This window comes from Streptomyces sp. NPDC054770 (assembly GCF_053611985.1).
On record NZ_JBSHBL010000012.1, the window covers coordinates 91,584 to 104,434 of the forward strand.

Here is a 12,851-nt window from a genome sequence, read left to right on the forward strand (position 1 = left end):
GAGCCGCGCCGCCCCACTCCTGCCCCACGTCCGCCACACCGGCCACCGTGGGACCGCGAGAGGTGAGCGTGCCCATCCACGCGAAAGGCGGTCGGGAATCCCACCCGGGACTCCCGACCGCTGTCACTCAACCGAGCTCAGGCGGCGGCTTCGAGCTCCGCCTCCAGCGGTTCCTCGGCCGCGGCCTCGGCGATCTCGGCCTCGCTCGGCTCCTCCTCGCCCGTGGCGCCCTCCGCCTCCGGCTCGACCTCCAGTTCCGGGCGGACCGTCAGCTGCTTCGCCTCCGACATCGCCTTCGCCTTCCGCAGCTTCTTCACTGCCTCGGCGGCCGTCCTGCGCACCCGCTCCACCGCGTCCAGGTGCTTGCCCACCTCGCCCTGGAACAGGTCCGCCAGCTCCGACGGTGTCAGCTTCGCCAGTTCCTCCAGCAGTGTTCCGGCCCGCTCGACCTGGTCCACCTTGCCCTTGGCCTGCTTGCGCTCCTTGGCCTTGTCCTCCTTCTCCTTCTCCGACAGCTCCTTCTCGGAGAAGAAGCCCTCCTGGTTCTCCTTCATCCGCAGGGCCTGCGCGAAGGTGGAGGCGTCCGTCTCCGTCCTGAAGTCGCCCTTCATGTACCGGGTGACCGCCACCTTCTGGTTCGCCGGCGTCAGCTTCGACAAGTACCAGGCGAAGTCCGCCTTGATCTTCCCCTCGGCCACCAGCTCCGCGATGTCCGTGGTGAGGTTCAGCAGGTCCATCCGCCACCGCACGTAGTCGGTGGTCTTGCCGAACATCTCCGCGATGCGTTCCGCCTGGTATCCGAACCCGACCAGATCCGCGTATGCCTGCGCCTCCTCCATCAGCGTCATGTCCGCACGGCCGATGTTCTCGGAGATGCCCATCACGAACGCCTGCTCGTCGTCCACGCTGCCCACGATCTTGGCCTCGATGGTGGTGGCGCCCTCCACCAGGTGCATCGCCCGCCAGCGACGCTCGCCCATCACGATCTGGAGCTTGTCGCCGGCTGGGCGGACCACGATGGGCTGCAGTTGGCCCACAGAGCGGAACTGGGCCGCCAGTTCCTCCAGCTTGGTCTCGTCGAAGTACTTCCGGGGCTGGTCCGGGTTGGGCTCGATGTCCGTGAGCGGAACCGCGATGACCTCGATGCTCGCCTCGGTGACGTTCATGTCGCTGACTCCTCGCACTCTTGGTCTCGCAGGAGGGGTTCCTGTGAGGTGATAGGTAAATACTATTGTCAATCGATCTTGAACGTCAAGTGTTATTTATATTGAAGCCCGCCCCGGGGTCCCCTCCTGCTCTCCGTGCGAGGTCATGGGTGTTGGGGTCCTCGTCATCTCCATCCAGTTCGACATCGGCCCCCATGAGGACCTTCAGGATCTCCATGTCCTGCCAGTCGCCCGTGATCTCGGGGTCGTCCTCCGGGGTGGTGCGGGCGGACTCGTCGGCCTGTTCGTTCGCGTCTGGCGAGCTCGGTCGCTGCGCGCCCGCGCCTTGGTCGCCGGAGTTGTCCCTCTGTGGTCCGGTCCCCGACGCCCTGTGTCCATCCGGCATCGCGGGGCTCTGGCGATGCCGGCTCGGCTCGGGCTCCGTGTGCGCGGGGTTCGCGGGGTGGGGCGGTCCGGATAACGGAGCGGGCGAGTTGCGGGCGGCTCGCATCAGGAGGCCCCTTCGATGGCAGACGGCGTGAAGAACGGTGCGGTCGGCCCTCGGCGTCCTTGCGCGCGGAACCAGAGTTGCGCATCAGAGGCACTTGACAGGAACATAACCGCACACTTGCGTTACGGATCCAACACAGCATCTTCATGAGCTGTCAAGGATCTTTGGTTGGCTGAGAATGGCCCACCAAAGATTTGTGGCAGTGACTAGCATGTGGCGCGAGTGGTCGTTGGTAGAGGAGATGCGCGTGACACGATCTGTCGGCTCCGCCGCGGACGAGTGGTCGTTCAGCGCCCGAATGCTGAACCTTCTGTTCGAGGCCGCGGCGGCGGCCCGCAACGGCGTGGAGTTCAGCAACTCCGAGGTGGCGGACGCCATCAACCGGCGTGCGGGACGGCGCGTGATCTCCGACGAGACGATCCGCAAGCTGCGTATACCGGGCGGTCCCCAACCGTCGTTCGACAAGGTCGCGCACATCGCGGCCTTCTTCCAGGTGCCGTTGGATGCCTTCAAGGACGGCACTGCCACACACGAAGCAGTGGCCGGCGAGGCGAACAAGCTCCTCGACGCGCGACGCAGGCACACGGAGAAGGTGGACCGTCAGGTGGCCGAGGAGGCCGAGAGCGTTCAGCTGCTGGCCCGTAGCGCCCGTCGGCTCGACTCCCGCGGACTGAAGCTCGCCATGGAGTTCATCTCCAGCCTGCAGAAGATGCAGAAGCCCCAGAACTGACACCGAGATTTCCGGAAGTCCCCAGTGATCATCCCCCACGTCCCAACCCCCAAGGGTGGTGCGATCAGCGCGTGTTAGGTCCCGCCTCCCGCCGCCGCTGCGCCGCAGCCCTTGACGGCTTTCCAGTCCCTCACCCACTGACGCTGGAGACGCTGCACCAGGCCGCCGTCGAGCAGCACCACCGGCCGCTGGTGTTGCACCGCGAACCGTTCCCACCGGGCCTGCAACGCCCGTGCGGTCTGTGGTGGCCGACGGAGGAGGCGGACCACATCTGGGTGGCGCCGGAGGCCGCCGGTGCTCAGGCGGTCCACACCTACGCCCACGAGCTGGGTCACCAGCTCCTCGGCCACCCTCCGCTCCCCGTCGTACGGGCCGACGAGACGCCACCCCAGCCAGCAGAGGCCGAGGAGGAGGCGGTCACGTTCACCTGGCTGTCCCCGGCGTTCCTTGGCGGCGACCTCCTGGGTGTCCGTACCCGATCCCCGCACAACCGACGGGATCCGCTCTACATCGAGCGCGAGGACGAGGCCGAGTCCTTCGCCATGCTGCTCCGCCAGCGGGCCGGCGCACACAGCTCAGGCCGGCACACCGACCCCCTGCTCGACCGGCTGCACCGCAGCCTCTGACCGACGGTTGAGGAACCCCTTCACATGATCAGCGACGACGTCATGGCGTTATGCACCATCGTGCCGCTCTGGACCTGGTGCCTGTCCCGGATCGGCTACCTTCGCGGCAGTCGCGGCCAACGAGAGCTGTGGGCCGTCCTGGCGCTGCTCGCGGGCGCCGCCACACTGCGCCTGGGCTTCTTCGAGCGCGGTGTCACACAGTGGACCGGCGTCGGCGATCTCGCCGTACTGGTCAAGCACCTGGCTGTGATGCTCAGTTCGTTCCTGCTGTGGCGGTGGGTGGACTCCGTCGCGGCCGCCGCGGGCCCCCGCAGGCGCTGGCAGAGGCTGACGGCCGCGTGGCCGCGAACCGTCTTCGCGGTGGTCGCTCTCTCTGCCGCCTGCCTGCTGTTCCCGTTCGCCGTACCCGCCCTCGTCGACGCCGACGGAGGGCGGAACTTCATCGGGGCGCAGTTCGGCCACCGGGCGGGAACCGCCTATGTGACCGCCTACCTCGGCACCCTGGCCCTGGCGATGACCTTCTCGGGAGCCCTGTGCACGGTGGCCGCGCGGACCGCCCGGCGTTCAGGGCAGCGGATGTTCAGCGCGTGCATGTACGTGATGTCCCTGGGCTGCTGGACAGGCGTCGGCTACGCCTTCTTCCGGGGCAGCTATCTGGCGTACGGCCTTCTGGACGCCACGTACCCCATGTCCGCGGCGGAGGCCGACGATCTCTCCAGTCTCATCCAGATCGTGGCCATCGGCCTGATCCTGGCCGGTGTCTCGTTCCGGGGCTGGGAGGCCGTCTCCCGCCTGCTCCAACGCCGACGGCAGCTGATCGCCCTGCGGCCCCTGTGGCAGGAGTTGGTCTCCGTCCTGCCTGCCGAGGCCGTCATGCGCGTCCTGGCCGAAGGGCCGTCTCTGCTCCGGGACCAGTACGACCCCCGCGGCCTCTGGGAACGGCTCGACCAACGGGTGCTCGATATCAGCGACTCCGCACTCGAAGTCCTCCCGTGGATCGAGGCCGAGCTGCCGCGCAGGGCACGGGATGCAGCCCACGCCTGCGGCCTCGAAGACAACGATGCCGAGGCGGCCGCCCAGGCGCTGTGCCTGCGTACCGGTCGCCGCGGGCGGGCCGACGACATGGCCAGTGCTGACATGCCCCTGACCCTCCCGCTGCTGTCCCTGGGCACCGACCTCGACGCCAACGCGGCCTGGCTCACCCGCGTGGCCCAGCACTACCACTCTCCGCTCATGGACACCCTCGAAGCCCGTGTCGCGCCCGACAGGAAGACGGCATGACCACCACGTCCCCGGTGACGGAGAACCGCACCGCTCGCGCCATCACCGACGGCCTGGAACCGAAGAACGTCATCCTCGCCGTGTGTCTTCTGCTCGGGGCAGCCCAGGAGGACAGACTCGTCGGCCTGGCCTGGGCCGTCCATGCCGTCGTGTTCGCCGCGGTGATCCCCGTGGCGTACATCAAGTACGGCATACGTGCCGGACGTTGGACCGACCGCCACGTCGGCCAGCGTGAACGCCGGCTACATCTCATACCCGTGATCATGGCGTCCGTCGGCGTTGCCGTCGCGGCCATGGTGGTGCTCGACGCACCCGTGCAGATGACCGCCCTCGTCGTGGCCATGCTGGCCACGCTCGGGGCGATCCTGCCGGTGACGGCGTTCTGGAAGATCAGCGTGCACACGGCGGTCGCCGCCGGCGCCATTACGATCCTGACCGTGGGCGTCAGCCACTGGTGGGCGGCTGCCCTTCCACTGGTCGCGCTGATCGGCTGGTCGAGAGTGGCGCTGCGTGATCACACCCTGGGCCAGGTGGCGGCCGGCACGGCACTTGGCTGCCTGGTCGCCGGTGGCGTCTTCGAATGCCTGGTCTGAAGCTGACCCGCGGCAAGTCGGTGAGAACCAGCCGGGCCCAACTCGTAGAGCGGGGAGCTGGGTTCGGCGGTCCATCCGGGCACTACCGCCAGAAGATCTCGAACCGCGTCTCGTCGAACTTCCGGGAACCGCGCACCGTGGCGGGGCCAACGCGCACCTCCCGTACGGTCAGTTGGACCAGGTTGCGGCGTTGCTCGCGGCCGGCCGTCTCGTTCCACCAGGTCTCGACGCCCTGCGGGGTCAACTCCGGAAGTTCGTCGAGAGCCCTGCCCCGGCGAACAGCGGCCATCGCCTCACCGCGCCGCTCCTCCAGGGCCGCCTTCGCCGCCCGGAACTCGCTCAGGTTCAGGTCCTTGGCGCCGAACGCCTGCGCCAACTCTTCCTTGTGCCCGCGGAGTTCCTGCTGGAACCGCTCGGCCTCCCGGGCCTCCGCCGAGAACCGGTCCCGGATGGCGGCCAGCCTCTTGAGCCGCGCCGGGCTCGCCAGCGCGGCGACGACCCGGTCACCGACGTACTCGTCCAGCGGCTCCGCGGAGATCCGCACCTTGCCGCAGCCCTCGCCCTCGCAGACGTATCCGCGCCCGCCGTTCGCTGTGGACCGGGCCACCAGTGGCTTCTTGCACAGCTTGCAGGTCGCGATGCCACCCGACAGATAGTGCACGTGCTTCGGCTTGGTGCCCTGACTCCGGCCGTTCCGCGTGAACAGCTCCTGCAGCGCGTCGAACGTCTCACGGTCGAGCAGCGGCTCCGCCGGGCCTTTCACGAGTTCGCCGTCGGCGTTCTCGCGAAGGCCGGCGACAGCGGGGTTGCGCAGCCGACGGCGCAGTGTCGTGGGAGACCAGGCGCGCCCCGACACCGTCGGCCCGGCATTCTCCGTCATCCAGTCCGCGGTGTCCGCGATCGTGTGCCCTGCGAGGACGCGCTTGGCGGCCGCCGCCAAGTGGACGGCTTCCTCCGGGACGGCGGTGACACCGTCCGTGTCGTGGCCATAGGCCCTCATGCTCTCTCCAGCCCAGATCCCCCTGCTACCCCTGGACAGCGTATGCCAAAGCGCAGCATTGTCACCCCGACATGACAGCGGCCTGTGGCCCCCCGCCTCAGCCAAGCATGGGGGACTGTACAGCGGGGAGGTCGGTTACTGGAGGGTTCTGCCGAGCCGGATCGGCCTCGGGGTCCGGGCCTATTCCAGGGGCCGCACTCCCAACGCCTCCCACAGCTCCGCGGTCAGCACCCTTCGCTTGCCCTTGCCGTACGGATGCACCGGTACCGGGAACTCGCCTGACCTGATCAGCTCGTACGTTGTGTTCCTGCTGAAGCCGAACGCCTTGCCGGCCGTCAGGACGTCGACCGTGACGGGCAGGGCCAGTACCTCGTTCCGTGTCATCGACATGCAGGCACCGCCGCGTTGTCGGTGGCCGGATTGTTTCGGTCTCGCATGCTCGGACTCTCCTGTTCCGCCCCCGCGCCTCCCAGGAAGTGCCGACGGAGTCTAAGTTCTCCCTGGCGGCCGGACAAGATCCGACACGTAGGCGCCAGCAGTCGATTGAGTAAATGTCTGTCTCAACACATGAGCGCTTCGTGTCGCTCGCGAGATTCGCAGGAGGGGATTTGTTCAAGGGCTCGGTCTACAAGCGCTGTGGCTGCAAGGAACCCGTCACAGGTGAGGACGGCGCTCCGGTCCTCGACGCCAGGAACAGGCCGAAGATGCGGGAGCTCGGCGCTGAGTGCCCAGACGCCGGCAAGAGAGACCACGGCAGCTGGTACTACTACGTCGAACTACCGCCGGGACCCAGGGGGGAGCGGCGTCGACCGCGAAAGGGCGGATTCCTCACCAAGAAGAAGGCCGAGGAGGCAGCCCAGGAGATCTGGGACAAGGCCCAGGACGGCATCGATGTGCTGTCGGACGAGACCGTCGAGCAGTTCCTGCTCCGCTGGTTCGCCAAGCGCGTCGACCTCAAGCGGTCCACCTGGAAGACCTACCACGACCACATCCACCGGGTCTTCGTCCCGAACCTCGGGCACATCAGGATGCGGGACCTGCGCACCCGGCACATCCAGGAGATGTTCGAGCAGATCTGGCGCGACAACGAGCAGCACGCCGCCAACGCCGACGCCGCCGAGCTCGCCAGGGTGGAGTGCGAGGCCGCCCATGGGGCCTGGAAGCGGGCCGCCAGGCCGCGGCCGCCCGAACTGCGGCAGCACTGGAACGCCGCCAAGGAGAAGCTGCGCGGATCCCGCAGGAAGCCGCGCTACATCACCGGCCCGGGCGTGCAACTGAAGATGAAGAACGAGCTCAGCGCGGCGCTCGACTACGCCAAGAACACCGAGAAGCTCATCAGCGACAACTGGGCCAAGCACCTCGTCCTGCCCAAGTACAGCCCGCCCAAGCCGCTCGTATGGACCGACGAGCGCGTGGCCCGCTGGAAGGAGATCGGAGAGAAGCCCGGTCCCGTCATGGTCTGGACGGCCGAGCAGACCGGCGCCTTCCTCGACGGCGTCGCCGAACACCGGCTCTACCCGATGTTCCACCTCATGGTCTTCCGGGGCACCCGGCGCGGTGAGTCCTGCGGCCTGCCCTGGCGCGAGACCGACATGACCGTCGGCACCGTCCACATCAGCGAGCAGCTCGTCGCGGCCTCCTACGACGTCTGGGAGGACACCCCCAAGAGCGACAGCGGCGCCCGCACCGTCCGGCTCGACAGCCAGACCCACGAGCTCCTGAAGTTCTGGCGGCGACGCCAGCAGGCCGAGCGCGCGGAGTGGGAGGAGAAGCACCGCGAGAAGCCGAAGAAGTACGGGCCGTACGTCGACTCCGGCCGCGTCTTCACGTGGGAGGACGGCCGCCCGTACCACCCGGAGTACGTCTCCCAGATCTTCAACAGGCTGATCCAGAGGCTCGGCCTGCCTCCGATCCGCCTGCACGACCTGCGCCACTGCGCCGCGACGCTGTCCCTGGCGGCCGGCGTCCACATGAAGGCCATTCAGGTCCTGCTCGGCCACTCCTCGTTCAAGCTCACCGCCGACACCTACACCAGCGTGCTCCCACAGCTCGAGCTGGAGGCCGCAGATGCGCCAGTGGCGATCGTCCCGCGTAAGGCGGGGCAGCGGGGCGGAAAGGGCGGGGAGGACGCGCCGCCGCAGGGCCCTCAGCTCGTGCCGGCCGAGGTCGGCACGCCAGAGACCGCACCCGAGACGGAGGGCGAGGCGTCCGCCGCGTAGCTGGACCGTCGGCCTGCGTCGGGATGCGGCCCACATACGGCACACACGCCGTGTCCCCACCCTGTCCCCACCAGGCACGAAACAGGCCCCTCGGAGATCACTCCGAGGGCCCTGTTCGATGCTCCGCGCCTGGTCAGGCACTGTGCCCCCGGCAGGATTCGAACCTGCGACACCCGCTTTAGGAGAGCGGTGCTCTATCCCCTGAGCTACGAAGGCGGGGACCGTCGTTGGGGACGGTCGTTGACAGCCTAGCGGATCAGCGTATGGGGGTGGGGCGTGGTGGGGGCCTCTGTGCGGGGGCGCCTTGGGGGCTGCGGGTGTGGGTCGGTTGGGTGGGTAGGGAAGGGACAGTGCTTATATAAGTGCTGTTATTGTTTGGTGTGTGGCCGACTCGTCTGTACCTGATCCGACGCAGCAGAGCCTCTGGCGGCCGTTGCGGCTGCTTCAGGCGTCGCTGGATGCCGATATCGCCCGGGTCTACTCCGGGCAGCGGATCGACGGGCTCAAGCCCAGCTTCGTCATGGAGTTGCTGCGGCTGCATGCTCGTGGGCCCATGACCATCGCGGAACTGGCCGAGTCGGTTCAGCGCACGCATTCGGCGCTCAGTCAGAAGGTCGCGGCGATGCGCGAGGCCGGCTGGGTCGAGACCGTCGTGGGTGACGACGCGCGGACCAGGAAGGTGACGCTCACCGAGAAGGCCCGTCGTGTTGTGGGTCGTCTCGGGGCGGAATGGCGGGCCACCGAAGCCGCCCTCGCGGAGCTGGAGGCCGAGATTCCCTACCCGCTCTCCCGGGTCGTCACCGATATCGAGCGGGCGCTCGAGCGCAAGAGTTTCCATGACCGGATCGTCGGGAGGCTGGCCGAGGCTGAGGTTGAGGAGCCTTCGTGAGGGTGGGGCGCGCGCTGGTCGATGTGAGCCCGTTACGGTCCTCACGTCCGTTCCGGCGGTTGTGGATCGGGCGGACCCTGTCCGGGTTCGGCGGTCAGATGACTCTCGTCGCCGTGATGTACCAGGTCTGGCAGGCGACCAGGAGCACCACCTGGACGGGCGCCGTCGGGCTGGCGCAGGCGATCCCCCTCGTCGTACTCGGGCTGTTCGCCGGATCGCTCGTCGACCGTGTGGACCGCCGGAGGCTCTATCTCCTCACGACCGGCGGGGAAGCCGTGTGTTCGCTTCTCCTCGCGTTGCAGAGCTTTCTCGGGGGCGTCCCCGTCGCCGGTGTGCTGGGGCTGGTCGCGCTTCAGTCCTGCTTCGGTGCGGGCGGCGGTCCGGCCTCGCGTACCTTCGTCTCGCACCTGCTGCCCAAGCACCAACTGGCCGCGGGCCTGGCGCTCGGGCGCATCGCCTTCCAGGGCGCCATGCTGCTCGGTCCCGCGCTCGGCGGACTGCTCGTGGGCGGGCTGGGGGTCGGCGCCTGCTATCTGATCGACGCCCTGAGCTTCCTCGCCGCGCTCCACGGCGCGTTCGGCCTGCCCCGGATGGACCCCGGGGGCGAACCCGCGCGGCCCGGTCTGCGCGGAGTACTGGACGGTCTGGCCTTCCTGGGCCGTACCCCCGTCATCCGCGGGGCCCTGCTCACGGACCTGGCCGCCACCGTACTGTCCATGCCCGTCAGCCTGTTCCCCCTGGTCAACGCCGAACGATTCGGCGGCAACCCCCGCACTCTCGGGCTCTTCCTCACGGCCATCGCCGTCGGCGGGGTTGCCGCATCGCTCTTCTCCGGAACCTTCACCCGGCTCCCCCGCCCCGGCCTGGTCATGCTCGGCGGATCCGCGGCCTGGGGCGCGTCGTTGACGCTGTTCGGGATCTCGACCGACCCCTGGGCCGGGCTGGCCTTCCTTGTCGCGGCCGGTGCCGCCGACACCGTCTCCGTCGTCTCCCGGAGCACCGTCGTCCAGCTGCACACCCCCAAGGAACTGCTCGGCCGCGTCAGCGCCGCCGAACAGATCGTCGGCCAGGCCGGACCCGATATCGGAAACCTGCGCGGCGGCCTCGTCGCGGCCGCCACCTCGGGAGCGGCGGCCCTTGTCAGTGGTGGCCTGCTCTGCCTCGGCGCCGTCGCCGTGGTGGGCGCCACCACGGCAGACCTGCGCGGTTCCTCCGCGACCCCGTCTCCCCGGCCGGCCTCACCCTGAGCCACCGCTCCTATGCGTGGAACGTGACCGACGTGCCCGAGAAGCGGGCGGTGAGGCCGTGGTCCGTGGCGGTGATCGAGCGCAGGTGCAGGCCGTCGGGGATGTTCCGGAGCTGGACGGGCCGCTCGAAGGCCGCGTCGAGGACTGTTTCCGCCGCCCCTGACAGGAGGCTGCCGGTGACCTTGAAGTCCCTGAACGCGATGCGGTTGCCGGTGGCTGCCGAGACGGTGGTCGTCGTGGTCACGCTGTTGCCGAGGGGGAGGGCGGCCGTCGCCCTGATCCGGTCGGGCCGGCTGTCCCGGGAGACCTCCAGGCCGAGGGCGTCGGACACGTCCGCGTAGGTCAGGTGGGCGGTCGCCTCGGCCGACCGGGCCTGCGCCCGCCGGTCGTCGTCGGACTTCGTCAACCCCGTGAGGTGCAGGGAGAGTTCGCTCACCGGCAGTGGGCCGGTCGAGTCGGCGGCGGGGATGTCGTGGGCGGTGATGTCCACGTCCCGCAGGCTGCCGGAGGCGATCTGGGTCAGGACCGGGAAGCCGTGCACATGGACCTCGGGGGCCGTGGGGGTGTGCATGCCCTGCTGGAACGCCTTCGCCGCGCGCGACTCCACCCGCGCCGCCAGGAACCGGTCGACGGCGACGGGGACGAGGAGAAGGAGGAGGGCGAGGGTGAGGACGAGGGTGGCCGGTCGTCGGGCGATTCGGCGGGTGATTCGGGGTGCGGGCGCGGGTGCGGATGCCGGGGCGGGTGTGACGGGCGGTTCGTAGGTGTGAGGGGTGTCGTGGGGGTCGTACGGCTCGTGGGGGTCGTACGGGTGGGAGTGGTGCATCGGGGTTCCTTCATCCGGGGGCAGTTCGAGGGCCTCGGTGCTTCGGCGTCTCTCGATAGTTGCACACGGGTGAGTAATAAAATAATCTGCACATCGATGGGTAATTAAGTGACCCCTCGCCCCCCACGTCCCTGGGAGACTCCCGTGCCGTTCCCCGCCAACACCCCCGTCGAGAAGATGAGCGAGCCGTATCCACGGCGCTGGTGGGCCCTGGTCGTGCTGTGCCTGAGCCTGCTGATCGTCGTCATGGCGAACACGTCGCTGATCGTGGCCGCGCCGGACATGACGACGGACCTGGGCCTGTCCAGCAGTGACCTGCAATGGGTGATCGACGGCTACACCGTCCCCTACGCCGCGCTGATGCTCGTGCTCGGCTCGATCGGCGACAAGTACAGCCGCCGCGGTGCCCTGGTCCTCGGCCTGCTGGTCTTCGCCGGCGGCTCGGTCATGGGCAGCCAGGTCCACCACACCGACCTGGTCATCACCGCCCGCGCGATCATGGGCGTGGGGGCTGCTGTCGTCATGCCGGCCACGCTGTCGCTGCTCGTCGCGATCTTCCCGAGGCGGGAGCGGGCCAAGGCCATCACCGCGTGGACCGCGACGTCCGGCCTGGCCATCGCGGTCGGGCCGCTGGTCGCCGGCTGGCTGCTGGAGGACCACGCCTGGGGTTCGACGTTCCTCATCAACGTCCCGATCGCCGTCGTCGCCGTCTTCGGCGCCCTCGCGCTCGTGCCGCCGTCCAGGGCGGAGAAGCCGGGCCGCATCGACTACGTCGGCGGGCTGCTGTCGATCGTGTCGGTGGGCAGTCTGGTCTACGCGACCATCGAGGGGCCGCACTTCGGCTGGGGCAAGGGTCCGGTCATCGCGGCCGTCGTGGCGGGTGTCGGTCTGGCGGCGTTCGTGGCCTGGGAACTGCGGCACCCGCACCCCATGCTGAACGTCCGCAAGTTCGGCCTGCGCCCGTTCTCCGGGTCGATGCTCGCCGTGCTGTTCTTCTTCTTCGGCACGTTCGGCGCGATCTACTACGCCACCCAGTTCCTCCAGTTCGTCCTCGGCTACAGCGCGCTGGAGACCGGCGTACGGCTGCTGCCGCTGGCCGGAGCGGTCTTCGTCGGCGCCGCGATCACGGGGCGGCTGACCCCGAGGCTGGGTATGAAGCCGATGGTCGTGGCGGGGATGGTGATCGGGACCGTGGCCGTCTTCCTGCTCACGCGGATCGACGAGGGCTCGGGCTACACCGACTTCCTGCCGACGATGACGATGCTCGGCTTCGCGATCGGCCTCAGCGTCTCCCCGGCGACCGACACCATCATGAGCTCCTTCCCCGAGTCGGAGCTGGGCGTGGGCGGCGGTGCCAACGACACCGCCCTCGAACTCGGCGGCTCGCTGGGCATCGCGATCCTCGGCTCGCTGCTCGGCACCGCCTACCGCGACAGGCTGGCCGACCTGGTCGGCAACCGCCTCCCGGCCGCCGCGCTGGACACCGCCAAGGACTCGGTGGGCGGCGGGATCGCCGTCGCCGGGCAGGTCGCGAAGAACCCGGCCGCCGGGGGACCGGAGCAGGCCCGGGCACTGCTCGACGCCGTCCACGAGGCCTTCGCCCACGGTGTTGCCCTGACGAGCCTGATCGGCGGGATCATCATGGCCGCCGGGACGATGATCGTCCTCGCGGTGCTGCCCGGACTCCGGGGGGAGACCGAGCCGGCGGCGGAGGCCGACGAGCCGCGGGAGGAGCGGGCGGGCGTCGCCTGAGCCGCACCCACCCCAGGACGGACCGTGGCTGA

The 12,851-nt window shown here is 69.1% G+C and carries 12 protein-coding genes and 1 tRNA gene; 8 read left to right on the forward strand and 5 right to left on the reverse strand.

Annotation, left to right across the window (positions count from 1 at the left end):
• Positions 1–137: 137 nt before the first annotated feature.
• Positions 138–1,166, reverse strand: coding sequence for a ParB/RepB/Spo0J family partition protein (locus ACWGKQ_RS13840; RefSeq protein ID WP_453292128.1), 1,029 nt, complete (start codon positions 1,164–1,166; stop codon positions 138–140).
• Positions 1,167–1,903: 737 nt separating this feature from the next.
• Between ACWGKQ_RS13840 and ACWGKQ_RS13845 the strand changes: the two genes are divergently transcribed.
• From ACWGKQ_RS13845 to ACWGKQ_RS13860, 4 genes are all read left to right on the forward strand, one after another.
• Positions 1,904–2,386 (forward strand): hypothetical protein, encoded by a 483-nt coding sequence (locus ACWGKQ_RS13845; protein ID WP_366889572.1) that lies wholly within the window; start codon positions 1,904–1,906, stop codon positions 2,384–2,386.
• A 71-nt stretch (positions 2,387–2,457) separates the two neighbouring features.
• Positions 2,458–3,012 carry a hypothetical protein gene (locus ACWGKQ_RS13850; RefSeq protein WP_453292129.1) on the forward strand — a complete coding sequence of 185 codons (555 nt, stop codon included), beginning with the start codon at positions 2,458–2,460 and terminating at the stop codon, positions 3,010–3,012.
• Between the two features lie 24 nt (positions 3,013–3,036).
• Positions 3,037–4,293 (forward strand): DUF6545 domain-containing protein, encoded by a 1,257-nt coding sequence (locus tag ACWGKQ_RS13855; protein ID WP_453292130.1) that lies wholly within the window; start codon positions 3,037–3,039, stop codon positions 4,291–4,293.
• Positions 4,290–4,886, forward strand: coding sequence for a hypothetical protein (locus tag ACWGKQ_RS13860; protein WP_453292131.1), 597 nt, complete (start codon positions 4,290–4,292; stop codon positions 4,884–4,886). The genes ACWGKQ_RS13855 and ACWGKQ_RS13860 overlap by 4 nt, the downstream gene beginning before the upstream one ends.
• An 82-nt stretch (positions 4,887–4,968) precedes the next feature.
• Here ACWGKQ_RS13860 and ACWGKQ_RS13865 read toward each other — a convergent pair whose 3' ends face one another.
• On the reverse strand, positions 4,969–5,886 hold the full coding sequence (locus ACWGKQ_RS13865) for a recombinase family protein (RefSeq protein WP_453292132.1): 918 nt from the start codon (positions 5,884–5,886) through the stop codon (positions 4,969–4,971).
• A gap of 180 nt (positions 5,887–6,066) precedes the next feature.
• On the reverse strand, positions 6,067–6,276 hold the full coding sequence (locus ACWGKQ_RS13870; protein WP_453292133.1) for a DNA-binding protein: 210 nt from the start codon (positions 6,274–6,276) through the stop codon (positions 6,067–6,069).
• 218 nt (positions 6,277–6,494) lie between these two features.
• Here ACWGKQ_RS13870 and ACWGKQ_RS13875 point away from each other — a divergent pair, with 218 nt between their 5' ends.
• Positions 6,495–8,105 (forward strand): tyrosine-type recombinase/integrase, encoded by a 1,611-nt coding sequence (locus ACWGKQ_RS13875; RefSeq protein ID WP_453292134.1) that lies wholly within the window; start codon positions 6,495–6,497, stop codon positions 8,103–8,105.
• A gap of 143 nt (positions 8,106–8,248) precedes the next feature.
• On the opposite strand, the gene ACWGKQ_RS13880 is transcribed toward ACWGKQ_RS13875, so the two are convergent.
• A tRNA-Arg gene (locus ACWGKQ_RS13880) sits at positions 8,249–8,321 on the reverse strand.
• A gap of 166 nt (positions 8,322–8,487) precedes the next feature.
• Between ACWGKQ_RS13880 and ACWGKQ_RS13885 the strand changes: the two genes are divergently transcribed.
• On the forward strand, positions 8,488–8,994 hold the full coding sequence (locus ACWGKQ_RS13885) for a MarR family winged helix-turn-helix transcriptional regulator (RefSeq protein ID WP_453292135.1): 507 nt from the start codon (positions 8,488–8,490) through the stop codon (positions 8,992–8,994).
• Positions 8,991–10,241 carry an MFS transporter gene (locus ACWGKQ_RS13890; protein WP_453292136.1) on the forward strand — a complete coding sequence of 417 codons (1,251 nt, stop codon included), beginning with the start codon at positions 8,991–8,993 and terminating at the stop codon, positions 10,239–10,241. The genes ACWGKQ_RS13885 and ACWGKQ_RS13890 overlap by 4 nt, the downstream gene beginning before the upstream one ends.
• Before the next feature lie 10 nt (positions 10,242–10,251).
• Here ACWGKQ_RS13890 and ACWGKQ_RS13895 read toward each other — a convergent pair whose 3' ends face one another.
• The gene (locus tag ACWGKQ_RS13895; RefSeq protein WP_453292137.1) at positions 10,252–11,067 is read right to left on the reverse strand and encodes an LmeA family phospholipid-binding protein; all 816 of its coding nucleotides are present in this window, start codon (positions 11,065–11,067) and stop codon (positions 10,252–10,254) included.
• Between the two features lie 144 nt (positions 11,068–11,211).
• Here ACWGKQ_RS13895 and ACWGKQ_RS13900 point away from each other — a divergent pair, with 144 nt between their 5' ends.
• Complete coding sequence (locus ACWGKQ_RS13900) at positions 11,212–12,819, forward strand: MFS transporter (RefSeq protein WP_453292138.1); 1,608 nt, start codon at positions 11,212–11,214, stop codon at positions 12,817–12,819.
• Positions 12,820–12,851: the final 32 nt, after the last annotated feature.

What these genes read in the sequence shown, in the direction of transcription:
- ACWGKQ_RS13840 (WP_453292128.1), bottom strand. Translation starts at nt 1,166, where the DNA reads ATGAACGTCACCGAGGCGAGCATCGAGGTCATCGCGGTTCCGCTCACG.
- ACWGKQ_RS13855 (WP_453292130.1), top strand. Translation starts at nt 3,037, where the DNA reads ATGATCAGCGACGACGTCATGGCGTTATGCACCATCGTGCCGCTCTGG.
- ACWGKQ_RS13860 (WP_453292131.1), top strand. Translation starts at nt 4,290, where the DNA reads ATGACCACCACGTCCCCGGTGACGGAGAACCGCACCGCTCGCGCCATC.
- ACWGKQ_RS13865 (WP_453292132.1), bottom strand. Translation starts at nt 5,886, where the DNA reads ATGAGGGCCTATGGCCACGACACGGACGGTGTCACCGCCGTCCCGGAG.
- ACWGKQ_RS13870 (WP_453292133.1), bottom strand. Translation starts at nt 6,276, where the DNA reads ATGTCGATGACACGGAACGAGGTACTGGCCCTGCCCGTCACGGTCGAC.
- ACWGKQ_RS13895 (WP_453292137.1), bottom strand. Translation starts at nt 11,067, where the DNA reads ATGCACCACTCCCACCCGTACGACCCCCACGAGCCGTACGACCCCCAC.